Source organism: Curvivirga sp. (assembly GCF_965219885.1).
In the GTDB taxonomy this organism is placed as follows: Bacteria; Pseudomonadota; Alphaproteobacteria; order UBA8366; family Aestuariispiraceae; genus Curvivirga.
Genome location: NZ_CBDCOT010000008.1, coordinates 1 through 16,394, shown reverse-complemented (window position 1 = coordinate 16,394; position 16,394 = coordinate 1). Strand labels below are relative to the sequence as shown.

Genomic DNA, 16,394 nt, shown 5'->3' with positions numbered 1-16,394 from the left:
TTTCCCTTTCTATTTGCTACTCATCCGGATTAGAGCATCAGCAGCAAAAGCCCCTTGCCCCTTAGGACATACCATCAATGGATTCACATCTAACTCTTCAACTTGATCAGGATGATCATCAACGAATTTTGCAACCGCAATAACAGCTTTTACAACAGCATCGATGTCTGCCTCAGGCTTCCCGCGAAAACCCTTTAACAACATAGATGTTTTCAAGCCATCAATTGCTTCACGAATTTTTTCTTCTGAGGTTGGCAATAATAATGTTGCACTATCTTTCAATAGCTCAACAAGAATTCCCCCTGCCCCAATTACCAATGTCGGGCCAAATTGATCATCTCTTGTGACGCCAATAATCAATTCTGCAATGAAATCAGGTACCATCTTTTCGACAAGAAAACGATCAGATAGATCACTCATTGCTTCGACAGCATCATTCACATCATCACCGTTTTTCATATTGAGTTTCACTGCACCCATTTCAGTTTTATGAGCTAAATGAGAGCCAACAGCCTTCACGACAACCGGAAATCCTAATGCTTCTGCAGCCGCTACTGCTTCGGTCGCATTTGAAACCAGTGCTGATTCAGGCGTTTGAAGCCCATAACTGTTCAAGAGTTTCTTGGACTTCCATTCGTCCAACATTTCAACATCGCCAGATATCGGTTTTGACATCGCTAGTGGTTCAGGAAGGTCACGTTCCAAGGCTAAACCAACTTTATAGGAGGCATTCAATGCTTTTAAACAAGTATCCAAACCAATCATCGGCGCAATCCCGCCGTCACGCGCAATTTCAATTGCATGTTCCGGCATACATTCCGCCATTGATGCTAGAACAATCCCCTTACCCCCAGTAGCACGAGACGCATTAATAAGAGCATTCTTGCCTGCATCCCAATCTGTATGATCAGCCCCTTCATAATTCGGCCAATCCAACAACAACATCGTCGCATCGAAACCACCTGACATCATCGCAGAAAAAGTTGCAGTCTTTGCCTCTTCATCTCCCCAGATATACGTGTGATAATCAAGTGGATTAGACATACTCACATAGTCACCTAAGGTTTCTTCCACGCGATCAGCATCTTCTTGGGTTAAATCTGGGAATACCAAGTTAGTATCTTCGATTAAATCCGCCATCACGCCGGCTTCGCCACCGGAACAACTCATAGAAGCAACCTTATTACCTTTTAAAGGTCCTAAGATAGATATGAGTTTTAATGTCTCTAACAAATCATTCACTGTATTAACGCGTGCAATGCCAAGACGATCAAATAAAGCATTAAACAAACTATCCGCGCCTGCGAGAGAACTCGTATGGCTCATCGCAATCTTTGCTGCCGCAGAAGAACGTCCCGTCTTCATCGCGATAATCGGGACTTTCTTCTCATGGGCAACACGTGCAACACGATCAAATTCATTCACATCTTTAATTGCTTCAATATGAAGACCTATCGCAGTTACACGATCATCTTCAAGAACCGCATCCATCACTTCCGCAATAGATACTGCCGCCTGATTGCCTAACGTAAACATATAAGCCACCGGCACACCGCGGCGCTGCATGGTCATATTAATCGCAATATTCCCGCTTTGCGTAATAATCGCGACCCCTTTATCAACTGGTTTGCATCCATGTTGATCTGGCCAAAGTGCAACACGGTCCATCGCGTTAATAATACCATAACAGTTCGGCCCAATGATCGGCATATCACCAGCTGCTGCAACCAGGCGTTCTTGGCGTTCCACACCATCTCCGCCAACTTCACTAAATCCGGATGCATAAAGGGCTGCACCACCGCAGCCAATTTCATCTAATTCTCTAACAATCTCAATGGCAGCTTCTGCATTTACAGCCACATATGCAGCATCTGGAATGCCCGGTAATTCCGCAATACTGCGATAGCATTTTAATCCATCTAATTCATCGCGTTTTGGATGAACTGCCCAGATTTCTCCCTCAAAGCCAATTCGTTGGCATTCACGAATGGCATAACCCGCACCACGACTGCCGAAGACTACAATAGTCTTCGGCTGGATCATGCGGGTAAAACGTTCTTTGTTAATCAAAGTTTTATTCCGTTTTCTAATTATTATTGTTCAAGTGGACGCAACATAGCGCGAGAAATAATATGACGTTGAATTTCACTGGTCCCATCCCAGATACGCTCAACACGATGATCACGCCAGATACGCTCCAGCGGCAATTCGTTCATCAAACCCATACCGCCCAAAATTTGGATCGCTTCATCAGAAATCATTGCTAGCGCTTCAGTCGCCTTTAGTTTGGCCATCGCAGCATCACTATCAGTCATTGTGCCCTGATCCAATTTCCAAGAGGCGTAATATGTCATCAATTCGGCGCATTTGAATTCCGTCAACATGTCGGCTAATTTGAAACTAACCCCTTGGTTCTTACCAATTGGTTGACCAAATTGTTTACGCGTTGCTGCCCATTCGGATGCAACTTCAATTGCACGTTCACAACGGCCCAAGCACATCGCGGCAACTTGCAAGCGTGTGCCCGCCAACCATTCATTGGCGACGGCAAAACCTTTATGCACTTCACCCAAAATTTGAGATTCATGAACACGACAATTATCGAAATTCAGAATACAGTTATGATAACCGCGATGAGATACAGATTCATATCCTGGTGCGACCTCAAAACCTGGTGTGCCCATATCCACCAAGAAAGCTGTGATCAGTTTCTTTTTACCACGTGGCGTATCTTCCTCACCTGTTGCAACAAACAGAATCACAAAGTCAGACACATCTGCATGCGAAATAAAGTGTTTAGTACCATTAATCACCCAATGATCACCATCTTGAACAGCTGTTGCTTTCATAGAGCGAACGTCAGACCCTGCATCAGGTTCTGTCATCGCTAGGCAATCAACCTTTTCACCACGTATCGCTGGTAAAAGGTAACGCTCACGCTGCTCTTCATTACATGCCATCAAAATACCTGACGGACGTGCAACCGCATATTGAAGAGCCATGCTTGTACGGCTTAATTCCTGTTCAAGGATGGTTACGGATAAAGCATCCAATCCACCACCGCCAAGTTCAGCTGGCATATTTGCAGCATAAAATCCATGCTCAATTGATTTCTGTTTGATTTGCTCTAGCAGTTCTGGACGAACTTCTCCTGTTTTCTCAACTTCATCCTCATACGGCATTAGCTCAGCTTCAACAAAAGCACGTGCGCTTTCACGGATCATTTTATGTTCTTCTGTAAGGGCGAAATCCATGTTTCTTACTCCTAATTCTTGATATTTTTATCTGAATGCAATTTTGCAATCAGGATTTCTTTTTAATTTGCATGACACGCCCTTTTTCGCGTGGTGCGTCCATGTCTTTATGCACTTCCCAAATCGCCTGAAGAGCCTCATAGACATCTTCACGAATTGGACAAGCCGCAGAAGCTTTCATATCCACATGCAACAACATCTGTTCTGCTGTCGCTAATTTCTCGCCTGTTGTCGCGTGATACATCGTGTGGAAGATATGCATGCGTTTTTCATCAAGCCCTAAAAGCTGGGTTTCATAGCGCAACGGATCGCCAGTGCTGCATTCTTGGTAATAATTGATATGTGTTTCAACGGTATAAAAACTTAATCCGCTATCACGATATGCTTCATCATCTCCGATGAAGCGGAACAATGCGTCTGTCGCCCATCCCATAGCGGTTAAGTACGCTGCTTCTGTCATATGACTGTTGTAATCAACCCATTCCGGGAGACATTGATTTTGATAAAGAGCCAAAGGTGCGCCAATTTCACTACCTTTTTCCCATTTTTGGAACTCTTGAACAGCTTTAATACGGCGTGCTTCATTTTTGTGAACCAACTCACCTGCGCCTTCTTTGAAGTTACGTAATGCATTCATGATCGCTATCAGGCAATCATCGCGCATTTGCTCAAGCTCTTTGATGGTTGTGTTTTCTGTAAATTCAGCAGTACCATCCACCATGGCGTCCACTAATTTATCGGTAAATTCAGGCCCTTTTAATTTCGTCCACGGGAGTTCTAATGCCGGGCCGAATTGCTCCATAAAATGACGCATACCCGCATCACCGCCAGCCAAGGTAAAAGTTTTATTCACCCCCATAAATGCCCAACGAAGCCCCGGCCCATAAATGATTGCATCATCCATTTCTTTAGGCGTCGCGATGCCATCATTAATCATGTGTAAGTTTTCACGCCATAGAGCTTCTTGAAGACGGTCTGACAAAAAACCTTCAATTTCATTACGAACCTTCAAGCTATACATGCTGATAGTTTCGTAGAACTCCATCGCTCTTTTGATATTGTCATCAGAGGTTTTCTCTCCCCCTAAAACTTCACAAAGTGGCAATAGGTAAACTGGATTAAACGGATGACCTACCAGAATACGTTCTGGATGTTTCGCTTCTTTTTGAAAATCAGTAGGTAAAAGACCAGAAGTAGAAGATGCGATAATCACATCAGGACGTGCAGCCGCATCAAGATCTGCATGAATTTTAGTTTTTAACTCCAAGCGTTCTGGCGCTGATTCCTGAATAAAGTCGGCCATTGATGCCATTTCTTCAAGTGACGATGCAAAGGAAAGGTTATCTAGACTAGCACCTTCGAATAACCCAACTTTTTGCAACGCAGGCCACGCGTTCTCAACGCCGGCACGGAGTCGTTTTTCTGCGTCCGGCGCAGGATCCCAAGCAATAACTTTTAACCCATGTGCCAAAGCACGCGCGGCCCAACCAGCCCCGATTACGCCTACACCAATGATACCGAATGTCTTAATTTCTGACATATATTTTTCTCCAGCCCTTATTATTCCTAGACTTTTCTAGTCATTCCTCGGTCAACTCTGAAAAAAATATGTAACAAGTTCATTTTTCCTTTGACCGAAATCGACTTTTGAATGATAAATTGCGCATTGACGAAAAACGACGATTTTATTGTCGCAAAATGTTAAAAGGTAAACGAATGGAATTTGGTGAAAATCTAGGTAATGAGCCACAAAGACTTGGCTTTTTTCTTTTGCCAGAATTTTCGTTGATGGCATTTGCCTCAACGTCTGAACCGTTGAGAATCGCAAACTGGCTTAAAGGGGAAACCCTTTATGATTGGACTTTACTGTCTGAAGACGGTCAACCAGTCAAAGCAAGTAGTGGAATGGATGTGCCTGTTGATTGTTCAATAGATGATGTAGATTTTTTACCAATGACCCTTACATGTGCCAGTCATCATCCAGAAACTGCAGCAACAGATAAAGGTCTTGGTTGGTTACGTCGCCAAGGTAGCCGTGGTGCCCTTCTTGGTGCCATTGATACCGGAAGCCATATTCTAGCTGCGGCAGGTTTGTTGGATGGGTATAAAGCGACTATCCATTGGGTACATATCGATTCGTTCCCTGAACATTTTCCAAAGGTTCATGTATCACGTGATCTATATGTCGTTGATCGTCAACGTTTTACTGCAACTGGCGGTACCGCTGGTACCGATATGATGTTACAATTGATCAGTATGCAACATGGGCGGGACCTTGCCGTCGCCGTTGCAGAACAGATCAGTTATAATCGTATGCGCGAAGGACATGAACCCCAACGTATGGATACGGGGCATCGTTTGGCAACCAGTAACCGATATGTAATTCAAGCCGTTGAACAGATGGAAACTCATATTGAAGATCCATTACGTACGAGTGATATCGCGGATCTTTTAGGAATTTCCCTAAGGGAACTGGAACGTGCCTTTCAAAAGGCGCTTAAAAATACACCTGGTGCATATTATCGTCGCATGCGATTGGAAAAATCAAGAAAACTGCTCCAACAAACTGACCTATCCGTGCTGGATGTCGCGGTAAGTTGCGGGTTTACCTCTTCGGCCCATTTCTCGCGATGTTACCGCGAACATTACGGGCATCCGCCAAGTACAGATCGAAAATAAACTTTTAAAAGGGTTAATTTCCCCCAGTTTACATAGAAATGACACAGCAAGCCTTGCTCAATCCAAAAATGTGATGTTATAACAATTTTCATAACATAATGGATGATATATATGTCTGCAAAACCAATAAAACTGACCACGGATCGTAAGTCTGTTCTTGATATCCTAAAAAGTAGCGATAGCCCAAAAGGCGCGTATGATATTTTGGATGAACTTAAAAAAGTTAAAAGCAATGCTGTACCAATGACGGTATATAGAGCACTAGATTACCTCACCGAACATGGCTTAGTTCACAAAGTTGAAAACCTAAACGCTTATATACTTTGTAATCATCCAGAACATCATCATATTTGCCAAATTATTATTTGCGAAGCTTGCAATAAGGCGACTGAGAGCTGCGATAAAGAACTCGCATCTCTCGTACAAAAGAAAGCTGAAGATGCAGGCTTTAAAATTTCAAAAGCGATTCTTGAAATCACGGCTACTTGTGAGGAATGTCTCGCCAATGATAAAGGAAATGTGGCTTTATGACTGCCCCTCTTCCAGAAGTGTTAATTGAAGCTAAAGGCATATGTCTTGCAAAATCTGGTAAAGAAATTCTTAGGAATGCCGATATTACACTTCGTAGAAATGAAATTGTAACTCTTATTGGTCCAAATGGTGCTGGTAAATCTACTCTATTAGAAATTGCAATCGGCTTACAAAAAGCAGATTCAGGTACAGTGCGAACCAAAAAAGATTTATCAGTTGCCTATGTTCCACAAAAGCTCGCTGTTGATCCAATTATGCCATTAACAGTTAAGCGCTTGATGCAGTTAACAAAAAAAGTTTCTCAAAAAGATGCTGTCGAAGCTTTACAAAAAACCAAAGCAGATCACTTACTTGATGAAATGGTTTCCGATCTATCAGGGGGGGAAATGCAACGTGTTTTACTGGCCCGTGCAATCTCTCAAAAAGCAGATTTACTCGTTCTAGATGAACCAGCTCAAGGTGTTGATTATGCGGGGCAAGCTGACTTTTATGCATTGATTGAAAAAGTGCGAGATGAAGAGAAGTGCGGTATCTTGTTAATTTCGCATGACATTCATATTGTTATGTCAGCAACAGATCATGTGGTCTGTCTCAACGGTCATATTTGTTGCGCAGGTAAGCCGGAGGCAGTGAGCTCTGATCCGGCATATAAAGCCCTATTTGGTGCAAATATGCCAAATAATCTAGCAATCTATAATCACCATCATGACCATGAACATGATCTGGACGGCACAATTGTCGCCCCTGGTGAAAGCAAGGGCCATGAACATGGCCCAAACTGTAATCATTCCCATTAAAATGAGTATCAAAAATGGATGATTTTTTAATACGTGCCATCATTATTGGCCTCATTATCGCGTTGATAGCAGGTCCAATTGGTTGTTTCGTTGTATGGAGACGGATGGCTTATTTCGGTGATACGATGGCACATACTGCTTTAATGGGAGCATCATTTGGGTTGGTTTTAGGTGCTGATCCGATTATTGGCGTGCTATTCACGTGTTTTGGCTTCGCAATATTACTCTTCTTTGCTCAGAATCAGCGCCTTATTGCTAATGATACGTTATTAGGGATTCTCGCTCATGGTAGCCTGGCTGCAGGTATCGTACTGGTAAGCTTGATTGAAGATATCCGCCTAGATCTTATGGGATATCTATTTGGTGACATTCTGGCAGTGGATTCTGTTGATATTGTTACCACATCCTTGGCTGCTATAGCCCTATTTGCGATTCTTGTTTTGATCTGGCGTAATTTGATAGCAATCACGATAAGTGAAACGTTGGCACGTGCTGAAGGGTTAGCTGTTAATAGAGTTAGAATTACATATATGTTGCTTATTGCAGCCGTGATTGCGCTGTCAGTTCAAGTGATTGGCATGCTTTTGATTACAGCGTTATTAATCATTCCAGCCGCAGCATCACGACGATTATCCAAGTCACCAGAACAGATGGCTTTCTTTGCAAGCATGCTAGGATGTATCGCTGTTATCGCCGGATTATCAGCATCCTACCAATGGGATGTACCAAGTGGTCCTGCAATCGTTTTAAGTTGTGTCATACTATTTTTGACATCAATACCCTTTGGAAAAACTCCTAGAGTTAAATAAAAAAGCCGCCTAATTTAAGGCGGCTTTTCTTTTCGAAATTCTAGCTATTAACTTCCAATGGTCATCAGATATGCAATCACATCTTGGCGATCTTTTTCTTTCTTAAGTTTAAAGGTCATTCTTGTACCTTTAACCATTTTCTTTGGATTTTTGAGCCATTGATCCAAATTTTCTTCATCCCATGTAATACCAGCAGCGGCTAGTTTTTTAGAATGCTTATAATCAGATGTTCCTGATGGGCGTGTTAAGAAACCTGCCAAATTAGGTCCTGTTGCCTTTGGCTTCTTACCTGCTTCTACAACATGGCAAGTTTTACATTTCTTCTTGAAAATCTTCTCACCATTTGCCGCATCACCTGCCATAGCAGATGTCGATAAAGCCATTGCAGATGTAACTGCGATTACTGCGAGCGAGAGTGTCTTTTTCATTTACTTTCTCCGATCCTGATCAGGGATTTTATTTGTCGTATAACAATAGCTTTCATATAGGAAATATACGTAACAATGTCACCTATAGTTTTTAAAGAAATTGGATTAACTGAATCAAACTTTCGTACAAAATGCCCATATCTTTTAGAATATGAGGTTATGATAATTGATATAAGAAAGCCTTGATAAAAATCAATTTATCAAGGCTTTAAAATTTTTGGTCGGACTGAGAGGATTCGAACCTCCGACCCCTTCACCCCCAGTGAAGTGCGCTACCAGGCTGCGCTACAGTCCGCTTTGACAAAAAATATCTACAAGGCAAGAATTAGTAAATCAACATCAAAGAGCGTTTAGTTACTAAGTTAAACCAATCAGCGCATTCTTAATCGCTAACAATTCTTCACGAATTGAAAGAAGTTCCATTTTATCTACTTGATTTAATTCGGAACTATCTGCACCAGGATGTCCGCCACGTTCAACAATAGCATCCAGTATGCTAGGTTGATCATTAATATTGTCCTCGTCGGATTCAATAACTGCATCAGCGAGAAGAAATCTAATCCCCTTCTCTCTCAACAGTTTTTGTACACCTCTTATCGTGTATCCCTCATTATATAAAAGATCACGAATACGGGTAAGCAATGCCACATCTTCTGGTCGATAGTATCGACGCCCACCCCCACGTTTCATAGGTTTTACTTGAGTAAATTTGGATTCCCAAAATCGCAGAACATGCTGCGGCACATCTAAATGTGTCGAAACTTCACTAATTGTCCTAAAAGCACGTGAAGATTTATTAGCACGTCGATTTGCACGACGACTACTTCCGTTGACTGCGTCACTCATAAAAAGTCTCTAGCTAAATTTTATTCTGGATATAGAGAATCATTAATTGCGTTTTTCAACACATGGCTTGGTCGGAAAGACAAAACTTTACGTGGAGAAATAGGAACCTCTTCACCAGTTTTCGGATTACGGCCGATACGCTCGCCTTTGCTTCGAATAGAGAAGCTACCAAATGAAGAAATCTTAACAGATTCCCCTTCTACAAGAGCATTGGACATTTCATTCAAAACCGCTTCAACTAGATCAGCAGATTCATTACGAGATAAACCAACTTCTTCATATACAGCTTCAGCGAGCTCTGCGCGGGTAACAGTTCTATCGGACATTTTAAATCCCTTCCCGTGTCAAATCGGATGGACCGATGTTCTACTTTCTAAAGTCTTTATAAATCACAATAGCTTATTGCGTCAATCGCACTAAACTTCTTAACAACATGATTCCACAAAACTTCTGAAAATGTAAGGGTAATATTAGAAAAATCATGAGAAAACAGATTTAAAAATGATTTTAGCTAGGTCGTTATTGGCTTGTTACCAACGCAAAACAATTGCACCCCAGGTAAAACCGCCCCCCATCGCGGTCAATGCAATCACGTCACCTTCTTTAAAATGACCATGTTTCACACCATGTGTCATGGCCAAAGGCACAGTTGCAGCAGACGTATTTGCATGTTCTTGAACAGTGATCATGACTTTATCACGTGATACGCCAAGTTTTTTACCTACCTGTTCAATAATACGGATATTTGCTTGATGCGGCACCAACCAGTCCAAATCATCTTTCGTTAATCCGGCTTTTTCAAGCGCCTCTTCAACGGATTCACTCATACGTGCAACAGCTTGACGAAAAACGTCTTGCCCTGCCATCCTTACACAACCCGCATTGCCAGAAGTTGCAACACCGCCGTCCACATAAAGCTTATCATAGTTAGCCCCGTCGGTCCCAAGGATAGTTGTTAATAAACCACGTTCACTATTTACGCCTTCTGAATCAACAGCTTCTAGTACAATTGCACCAGAACCATCTCCAAACAATACGCAAGTGGAACGATCCTCCCAATCAAGAATACGGCTGTATATCTCCGCACCAATAACTAGTGCGCGTTTCGCTTGTCCCAAGCGTAACATGTTATCCGCTTGCGTCATTGCAAAGATAAAACCACTACAAACAGCTTGTACATCAAATGCAGGACCTTTAGTCACCCCAAGGCGTGCTTGTACTTTTGCTGCTGTAGCTGGGAACGTGTTATCAGGTGTAGTTGTCGCCAAAATGACAAGATCAATATCAGCTGCGGACATATCAGCTGCTGCCAAAGCGCGTTCAGCCGCGGCTACGGCTAGATCATTTGTAAATTCATCATCAGCAGCAATATGACGACGCTCAATACCTGTGCGTTTACGAATCCATTCATCAGAGGTATCAACGATTTCGGAAAGATCGTCGTTGGTCATGATTTTTTCAGGCAAATATGAACCAACGCCTCTAACAACAGAACGATACATTACAGCTACCCGCTTCCCGATTTAATAGACCTTATAAGATAAGCGTCAAGCTTTCTCGTCTTGACGCATGGTCTCAAAATCTTCTTTTATTTTTTCCATAAATCCGTTGGCAGCCATATCAGCAGCCACACCAATAGCATTGGCGAATCCTAATTCGTCAGTACCACCGTGACTCTTTACCACGATTCCATTCAAGCCTAGCAAGACTGCACCATTATATAATCGAGGATCAACGCGCTTACTTAATCGCTTCATCGCGCCAGAAGCTAACAAATACCCCAGTTTTGCCATTAAACTGCTTTTAAAGGCATCACGGAAGAAAGAAACGAGCATAGTCCCCATCCCTTCCATCGTTTTCAAGGCAATATTACCTGTATAACCATCTGTAACAATAACGTCGACGGTACCGCGGGTAATATCATCCCCTTCAACAAATCCATGAAATTTAACTGGTAAATTGGTCTCAGTTAACATTTGTGCCGCAAGTTTAACTTCGTCGCGGCCTTTTAACTCTTCCACACCGACGTTTAATAGTCCGATGGAAGGTTTATCTCGCCCCATTACTGTACGTGCGAAAACTTCGCCCATCACTGCAAATTGAACAAGATTATCTGCATCACATTCCACATTTGCCCCTAAATCTAACATGCAACTCGTGCCGTTCAGATTTGGCAATTCAGTACAAATCGCAGGACGATCAATACCAGGTAATGTGCGCAGACCAAACATCGCCATTGCCATCAATGCGCCAGTATTGCCGGCGGAAACAGCCGCATCGGCATCGCCAGATTTTACTGCATCGATTGCAAGTCGCATACTAGACTTACGTCCATTGCGCAAAGCATTGGACGGTTTGTCAGTACTTTTAACCATCTGATCCGTATGGCGGATATCCACATAACCAGCTAAACTTGGTTGTGCATCGACTAATGGTTTAAGTCTTTTTTCATCGCCAAAAAGCAGAAAACTGGCCTGGGGTAACTTTTCCCGGGCCAGTGCCGCTCCCTTGACTACAATCTCCGGCGCATGATCGCCGCCCATTGCATCAAGTGACAGAACCAGTGGTTTTAATTCAGTCATACTCTATCCTGAGACTGAAACTTCAAGCTTATGCAGAAGCTTCAGCAACCTCACGACCGTCATACTGACCACAAGAACCACAAACGTGATGAGGACGCTTCAATTCACCACAGTTGGAACATTCTTGATGTGCGTTTGAGCTCAAAGCATCATGTGCACGACGCATATTACGGCGAGATGGGCTCACCTTTCTCTTCGGAACAGCCATTGTTCAATACTCAACTTCTTATCCGGGTAAAACCTTACATACATATAGCTACTCATTTAACTATATGCGAAACGGCGCTGTTCATAACTAATTCGACAGCATTCCGCAAGTCCAATGAGACAAAAATACTTATTTTTTTTGATCTTTCAACTTAGAAAGTGCTGCAAACGGACTTATTTTATCGCCATTCACTTCAAATTTACGACCAGAAGCCTCTGCATCTTTCTGTACTTCGTAGATATCAGCACTATCTGCACGAGGATATAGATCAAGGCATAAAGACAAATGTTGTGTCGCTACTTCAGCAACATCAATTATACCAGCTTCCAATGGCTCATAGTCATTTTCTTCAGATAAAACAAACTCTCTTTCAACCACATCCGAATCTGTTTCCGGTGCAAAATCAAGATCAAACTCTTCCTCGATCACCGCAGGGACAGGCTTTAGGCTAACAACACATGGCTGCGCAAGTTTAGCAATAATTTTACCTTCAACGCGAATAATAGAACTACGTCCTAAAGGTTTTACCTTCATCTCAGCGCGAAATTCATCAAATTCAAGTAGATCAAGTCGTTTGGCTAATGCGGCGCGTTCTTCGGGAGAAGCTGTTAATTTAAACATTCGCCCCAAGGATGGGACTTTGTCCACCTCTACTTCATGACTAAATTCTGGTGCTGAATTTGGAATTTCTGAATTATCATTTGGTGCCATTTTACTATTCCTTAATCTGCTCAAATTTCAGATGACCATCAGCAATTTCATTGGCTGGGGTTAGCTTCAAATATTCTCGCTGCACAAAAACATAATCAACAATCTTCTGCGCATTCAAAGAAACAGGTTCATCACTTCTATAAACATTGCGCATAATGGATTCGCCCAGCTTCGTCTTACGATCACTTTCTGCCTTTTCCATAAGGGCATGATCATACATCTCCATACGCCCATAGAGCGCTAACCCCATATCTTGCACCTTCTTGCCAACCTTCATATCACCAACCCCCATTTCACGAAGGCTGCGATCCATATCAGCAATGACCAGATTTGCTAGCTTTTGACTTATCTCAGACAAGCTGTCATCTTGGCGCATACGATCCATAGCTAAGAAATAATGCAATGCAATCATATCAAAGCGTCCATCTAAATTATCTGTGACCTCAAGATCTCGATAAAAAGAAACAGAACGCGCTTGTGCTACAATGTTTGAATAAAGATCACCAACTGGACCTTTATCAGCTGCACCTTTAAACAAATCTAAAACCCAAGAAAGTGGCATTTTTTACCCTTCATAAAACAGAGACTTGAAAGCTAAAAGACAAATCAGCTAGCATCTGATCTGGAAACTTGCTATTCCCTAACAAAAGAGTTAGGCAGTAGTTATTAAAATTCAATTCATTTTCTTTATAGATTTAATCTATTCGGCGGGCTAGTAGCAGCTTGCAGAGTGAGAAGCAAAGAAAAAAGCAAGATAAAAGGTCTTATTCATGTTTTCCAAACCATCGGATAACACATATAAATTTGCCAAAGTTGTAAAAACATCTGTGCTGACTGTCGCGCTAGTTGCAATATTATCTGCTTGTTCCCCGCGTGTTTCCACACATGGAAATTATCCACGTCCGGAACAAATGGAACTATTTCACATTGGGCAGGCAAATAAAGAAACTTTCCTAAAAGTACTAGGACCACCAACTACCATTGGGACATTTGATTCCGAGGTTTGGTATTACATGTTTCAAGAGTTTGAAAGATTTGGTTTTTTTGAAGCTGAACTAACAAAAATGAATGTTATTGCATTTCGATTTGATGAGGCTGGTATCTATCAAGAGCATAAGGCATATGATTTAGAGGACATCAAAAGAATCTCAATGGATGATAACATCACGCCAACCGCAGGACATGAAATTAGTATTCTACAGCAAATGTTTGGCAACTTCGGAAGATTAAATTAGGTCAAAAAAGGCTCCTTAAAAGGAGCCTTTTTTTTACGATTAAGCCTCTTCCACAGCGTGAACTCTGGCATATTTCTTATGGGCTTTAACTGACAAAGCCACCGCTATTGTCGCAATCCCTAAAGGAACAATCACGGCGATATTAACCGCATCCCATCCAATCGCTTGCTGTAAGTACCCTGCAGTTAAACTGGTTGAAGCTACTGTTCCAAATACTAGAAAATCATTAAAACCTTGAACTTTATTACGTTCAGAATTGGTATATGATTCTGTAAGTAATGCGGTGCCACCAACAAACATAAAGTTCCAACCGATCCCTAGCAGAATTAAGCTACTTACAAAATTTAACATTTCAATGCCAGAAAGATTAATGGCAATTGTCGCAAACATACAAGCAATACCAATAAAGATAATACGAATAACGCCATATCTTTTAATTAAGCCCCCAGTAAAAAAACTTGGCGCATACATCGCAACCGCATGCCATTGAATTGCAAAAGCTGAGTCATCGAATTCAAAACCACATGCAACCATCGCCAATGGTGTCGCAGTCATAATTAAAGACATAGCACCATAGCCAATCATTGCAGCAACAACAGCGGATACGAACAGTGGTTGTTTTATAATTTCTAGAAGCGGTCGACCAGTATCTTTTTTTTCTTCGTCACTTAACCCAGGAATATCAATAAATTGAAGAATAGCGATTGTGATTAAACAAAGAACAATAATCGCGGCATAGCAACCTGCATATGTATATGGCGCTAGAGCATTCTCTGTTAATTTAGCAATCTCAGCGCCAAAAATCGCCGCAATCACCCCGCCTGTCATGACGTAAGATATTGCTTTGCTTCTATAAGCATCTGTCGCAACTTCTGATGCCGCAAATCGGAAATAAAACCAAACCGCGTTATTTATACCAAGTAAAAAACCACCGGCACAGAACAGCTCAAAGCTTCCTTCCATAATTGCATAGGCAGATAAAGCCGCACCAAAAATGCCGATTATTTGACCAATCGTAAATCCAGCTTTGCGTCCGATATGACGCATAATCATATTGGCCGGAATCGTAGAAAGCATCGTGCCTAAAAATTGCAACGTGAGAGCCAGTGTCGGAAATTTTCCATCTGGCATCAAGATCGTTCCAGCAAGACTGGTAACAATGATAACCATCACAGACCCCATCTGTGACAGGGAAAGCCCACTCGCGAGTAACCAAACGGTGCGCTTCATTGACGCATCGCTCATGGCTAGACCAGCTTGTCCAGACATCTAACTTCCTTTTCTTTCGAAAATACCTTCCACGAAGACATCTTTAACCACTTTAGTGCCTAATGTTTCCATGGCAATTTTCTTTAAACGATTTGCAATAGCCCGCACATTAACAGGCTTCTCAATAGGCATACCAGCAAAATATGCATGCGTAGAACGTAAAAACTGATCTTGCAGTTTTGGGATATATGACTGAGCCAAAGGGACATATTGTTCTTCGGTTAATTCAACTGCAACATTAATCAAAACAAACTTAACAACCTGCCCATTTCGAATCACAGGAATAGTTAAACCTTCCATCCCATCCAGAAATACAGGAGGCGGTGGTGGGGGTAATTCTTCTGGTGCAGGTGGTGTGTCTGCATTATCTCCCATAAAAAGAAAGAAATATGCAGCGCCGCCGCCTCCCCCAAGCAAAAGCAATATAATGAGTATGATTAATATCTTTTTCATAACGAGTTGCTACATGCCCACGAGAAATCAGTTTCGTCAAGTGTGGGAATACCCAAACTTTTGGAAAGTAAGTTTTTTTTCGTCTTCATCGACCACGGCGACCGACTCTTTTCCCTGATGATTTACTACCCCGATTCTTGAAATTGTCAGGTTAAGTTCTCGCGCGCGTGCTGATAAAATCTCCCGAAATGATGATGGTGCCGTAAATAAAATCTCATAATCGTCACCGCCTGTAAGGATGACTGCCAAATATCTTTGGTCATGTATCACATATTTTGAGGCTTCATCGGACAGAGGTATATCTGCCGTATATAACTTTGCTGATAAATTTGAAGCTCTCATTAGCTTGGCTGTATCCGCCAACAATCCATCAGATATATCCATTGATGACGTCGCAAATTCACGAAGAAGCTTTACATACTCCATACGCGGTTGCGGATGATAATACCGATCTTCAAGATAGTTTGAGGTTAATTGCTTTTGCGCAGCAAGAAGCCCTAAAGCTCCATCTCCTATAGAACCCGTTACGTAAATATCGTCATCTACCGCAGCTGTATCTCGTCGTATCATACCTGCTTCAGGAACAATACCG

The 16,394-nt window shown here is 42.1% G+C and carries 19 protein-coding genes and 1 tRNA gene; 5 read left to right on the top strand and 15 right to left on the bottom strand.

Annotation, left to right across the window (positions count from 1 at the left end; all coding sequences use genetic code 11):
• Positions 1-9: 9 nt before the first annotated feature.
• From ACOQOA_RS02700 to ACOQOA_RS02690, 3 genes are read right to left on the bottom strand one after another with little or no spacing between them, the layout of a single operon-like run.
• A complete protein-coding gene (locus ACOQOA_RS02700) occupies positions 10-2,070 on the bottom strand; it encodes an acetate--CoA ligase family protein (RefSeq protein ID WP_420547128.1) in 2,061 nt (686 codons plus the stop codon).
• Between the two features lie 23 nt (positions 2,071-2,093).
• Entirely contained in the window at positions 2,094-3,254 is a 1,161-nt protein-coding gene (locus ACOQOA_RS02695) for an acyl-CoA dehydrogenase family protein (RefSeq protein ID WP_420547127.1), read from the bottom strand.
• A 49-nt stretch (positions 3,255-3,303) separates the two neighbouring features.
• The gene (locus ACOQOA_RS02690) at positions 3,304-4,794 is read right to left on the bottom strand and encodes an L-carnitine dehydrogenase (RefSeq protein ID WP_420547126.1); all 1,491 of its coding nucleotides are present in this window, start codon (positions 4,792-4,794) and stop codon (positions 3,304-3,306) included.
• Between the two features lie 176 nt (positions 4,795-4,970).
• Between ACOQOA_RS02690 and ACOQOA_RS02685 the strand changes: the two genes are divergently transcribed.
• The 4 genes from ACOQOA_RS02685 (at position 4,971) to ACOQOA_RS02670 (ending at position 8,070) form a co-directional block, all read left to right on the top strand.
• A complete protein-coding gene (locus tag ACOQOA_RS02685; RefSeq protein ID WP_420547125.1) occupies positions 4,971-5,933 on the top strand; it encodes a GlxA family transcriptional regulator in 963 nt (320 codons plus the stop codon).
• Between the two features lie 111 nt (positions 5,934-6,044).
• Positions 6,045-6,464 carry a Fur family transcriptional regulator gene (locus tag ACOQOA_RS02680; RefSeq protein WP_420547124.1) on the top strand — a complete coding sequence of 140 codons (420 nt, stop codon included), beginning with the start codon at positions 6,045-6,047 and terminating at the stop codon, positions 6,462-6,464.
• On the top strand, positions 6,461-7,261 hold the full coding sequence (locus ACOQOA_RS02675) for an ATP-binding cassette domain-containing protein (RefSeq protein ID WP_420547123.1): 801 nt from the start codon (positions 6,461-6,463) through the stop codon (positions 7,259-7,261). Before ACOQOA_RS02680 ends, ACOQOA_RS02675 begins: the two co-directional genes overlap by 4 nt.
• 14 nt (positions 7,262-7,275) lie before the next feature.
• Positions 7,276-8,070, top strand: a complete 795-nt coding sequence (locus tag ACOQOA_RS02670) for an iron chelate uptake ABC transporter family permease subunit (protein WP_420547122.1) — start codon at positions 7,276-7,278, stop codon at positions 8,068-8,070.
• A 47-nt stretch (positions 8,071-8,117) separates the two neighbouring features.
• Here the strand turns inward: ACOQOA_RS02670 and ACOQOA_RS02665 are convergent, their stop codons facing one another.
• The 9 genes from ACOQOA_RS02665 to ACOQOA_RS02625 all read right to left on the bottom strand — a co-directional run bounded on the left by ACOQOA_RS02665 (position 8,118) and on the right by ACOQOA_RS02625 (position 13,407).
• On the bottom strand, positions 8,118-8,498 hold the full coding sequence (locus tag ACOQOA_RS02665; RefSeq protein WP_420547121.1) for a c-type cytochrome: 381 nt from the start codon (positions 8,496-8,498) through the stop codon (positions 8,118-8,120).
• A 218-nt stretch (positions 8,499-8,716) separates the two neighbouring features.
• A tRNA-Pro gene (locus ACOQOA_RS02660) sits at positions 8,717-8,793 on the bottom strand.
• Between the two features lie 62 nt (positions 8,794-8,855).
• The gene (locus ACOQOA_RS02655) at positions 8,856-9,344 is read right to left on the bottom strand and encodes a MerR family transcriptional regulator (RefSeq protein ID WP_420547120.1); all 489 of its coding nucleotides are present in this window, start codon (positions 9,342-9,344) and stop codon (positions 8,856-8,858) included.
• Positions 9,345-9,364: 20 nt separating this feature from the next.
• Positions 9,365-9,670, bottom strand: coding sequence for an integration host factor subunit alpha (locus ACOQOA_RS02650; protein WP_155154532.1), 306 nt, complete (start codon positions 9,668-9,670; stop codon positions 9,365-9,367).
• A 204-nt stretch (positions 9,671-9,874) separates the two neighbouring features.
• On the bottom strand, positions 9,875-10,846 hold the full coding sequence (locus ACOQOA_RS02645; protein WP_420547119.1) for a beta-ketoacyl-ACP synthase III: 972 nt from the start codon (positions 10,844-10,846) through the stop codon (positions 9,875-9,877).
• A 45-nt stretch (positions 10,847-10,891) separates the two neighbouring features.
• Entirely contained in the window at positions 10,892-11,926 is a 1,035-nt protein-coding gene (gene plsX / locus ACOQOA_RS02640) for a phosphate acyltransferase PlsX (RefSeq protein ID WP_420547118.1), read from the bottom strand.
• Positions 11,927-11,954: 28 nt separating this feature from the next.
• Positions 11,955-12,134: a 50S ribosomal protein L32 gene (rpmF, locus tag ACOQOA_RS02635; RefSeq protein WP_155154529.1), complete on the bottom strand. Its 180-nt coding sequence runs from the start codon at positions 12,132-12,134 to the stop codon at positions 11,955-11,957.
• Between the two features lie 129 nt (positions 12,135-12,263).
• Positions 12,264-12,845 carry a YceD family protein gene (locus tag ACOQOA_RS02630; RefSeq protein ID WP_420547117.1) on the bottom strand — a complete coding sequence of 194 codons (582 nt, stop codon included), beginning with the start codon at positions 12,843-12,845 and terminating at the stop codon, positions 12,264-12,266.
• 4 nt (positions 12,846-12,849) lie between these two features.
• Positions 12,850-13,407, bottom strand: coding sequence for a ubiquinol-cytochrome C chaperone family protein (locus tag ACOQOA_RS02625; protein WP_420547116.1), 558 nt, complete (start codon positions 13,405-13,407; stop codon positions 12,850-12,852).
• A 208-nt stretch (positions 13,408-13,615) separates the two neighbouring features.
• On the opposite strand from ACOQOA_RS02625, the gene ACOQOA_RS02620 reads away from it, so the two are divergent.
• Entirely contained in the window at positions 13,616-14,080 is a 465-nt protein-coding gene (locus ACOQOA_RS02620) for an outer membrane protein assembly factor BamE (protein ID WP_420547115.1), read from the top strand.
• Between the two features lie 39 nt (positions 14,081-14,119).
• On the opposite strand, the gene ACOQOA_RS02615 is transcribed toward ACOQOA_RS02620, so the two are convergent.
• The 3 genes from ACOQOA_RS02615 to ACOQOA_RS02605 all read right to left on the bottom strand — a co-directional run.
• Positions 14,120-15,349 carry an MFS transporter gene (locus tag ACOQOA_RS02615; protein ID WP_420547114.1) on the bottom strand — a complete coding sequence of 410 codons (1,230 nt, stop codon included), beginning with the start codon at positions 15,347-15,349 and terminating at the stop codon, positions 14,120-14,122.
• A complete protein-coding gene (locus tag ACOQOA_RS02610; RefSeq protein ID WP_420547113.1) occupies positions 15,350-15,802 on the bottom strand; it encodes a hypothetical protein in 453 nt (150 codons plus the stop codon).
• Positions 15,803-15,838: 36 nt separating this feature from the next.
• Positions 15,839-16,394, bottom strand: a 556-nt coding sequence (locus tag ACOQOA_RS02605; RefSeq protein WP_420547112.1) for a thiamine-phosphate kinase, incomplete at its 5' end; no start/stop codon positions are given.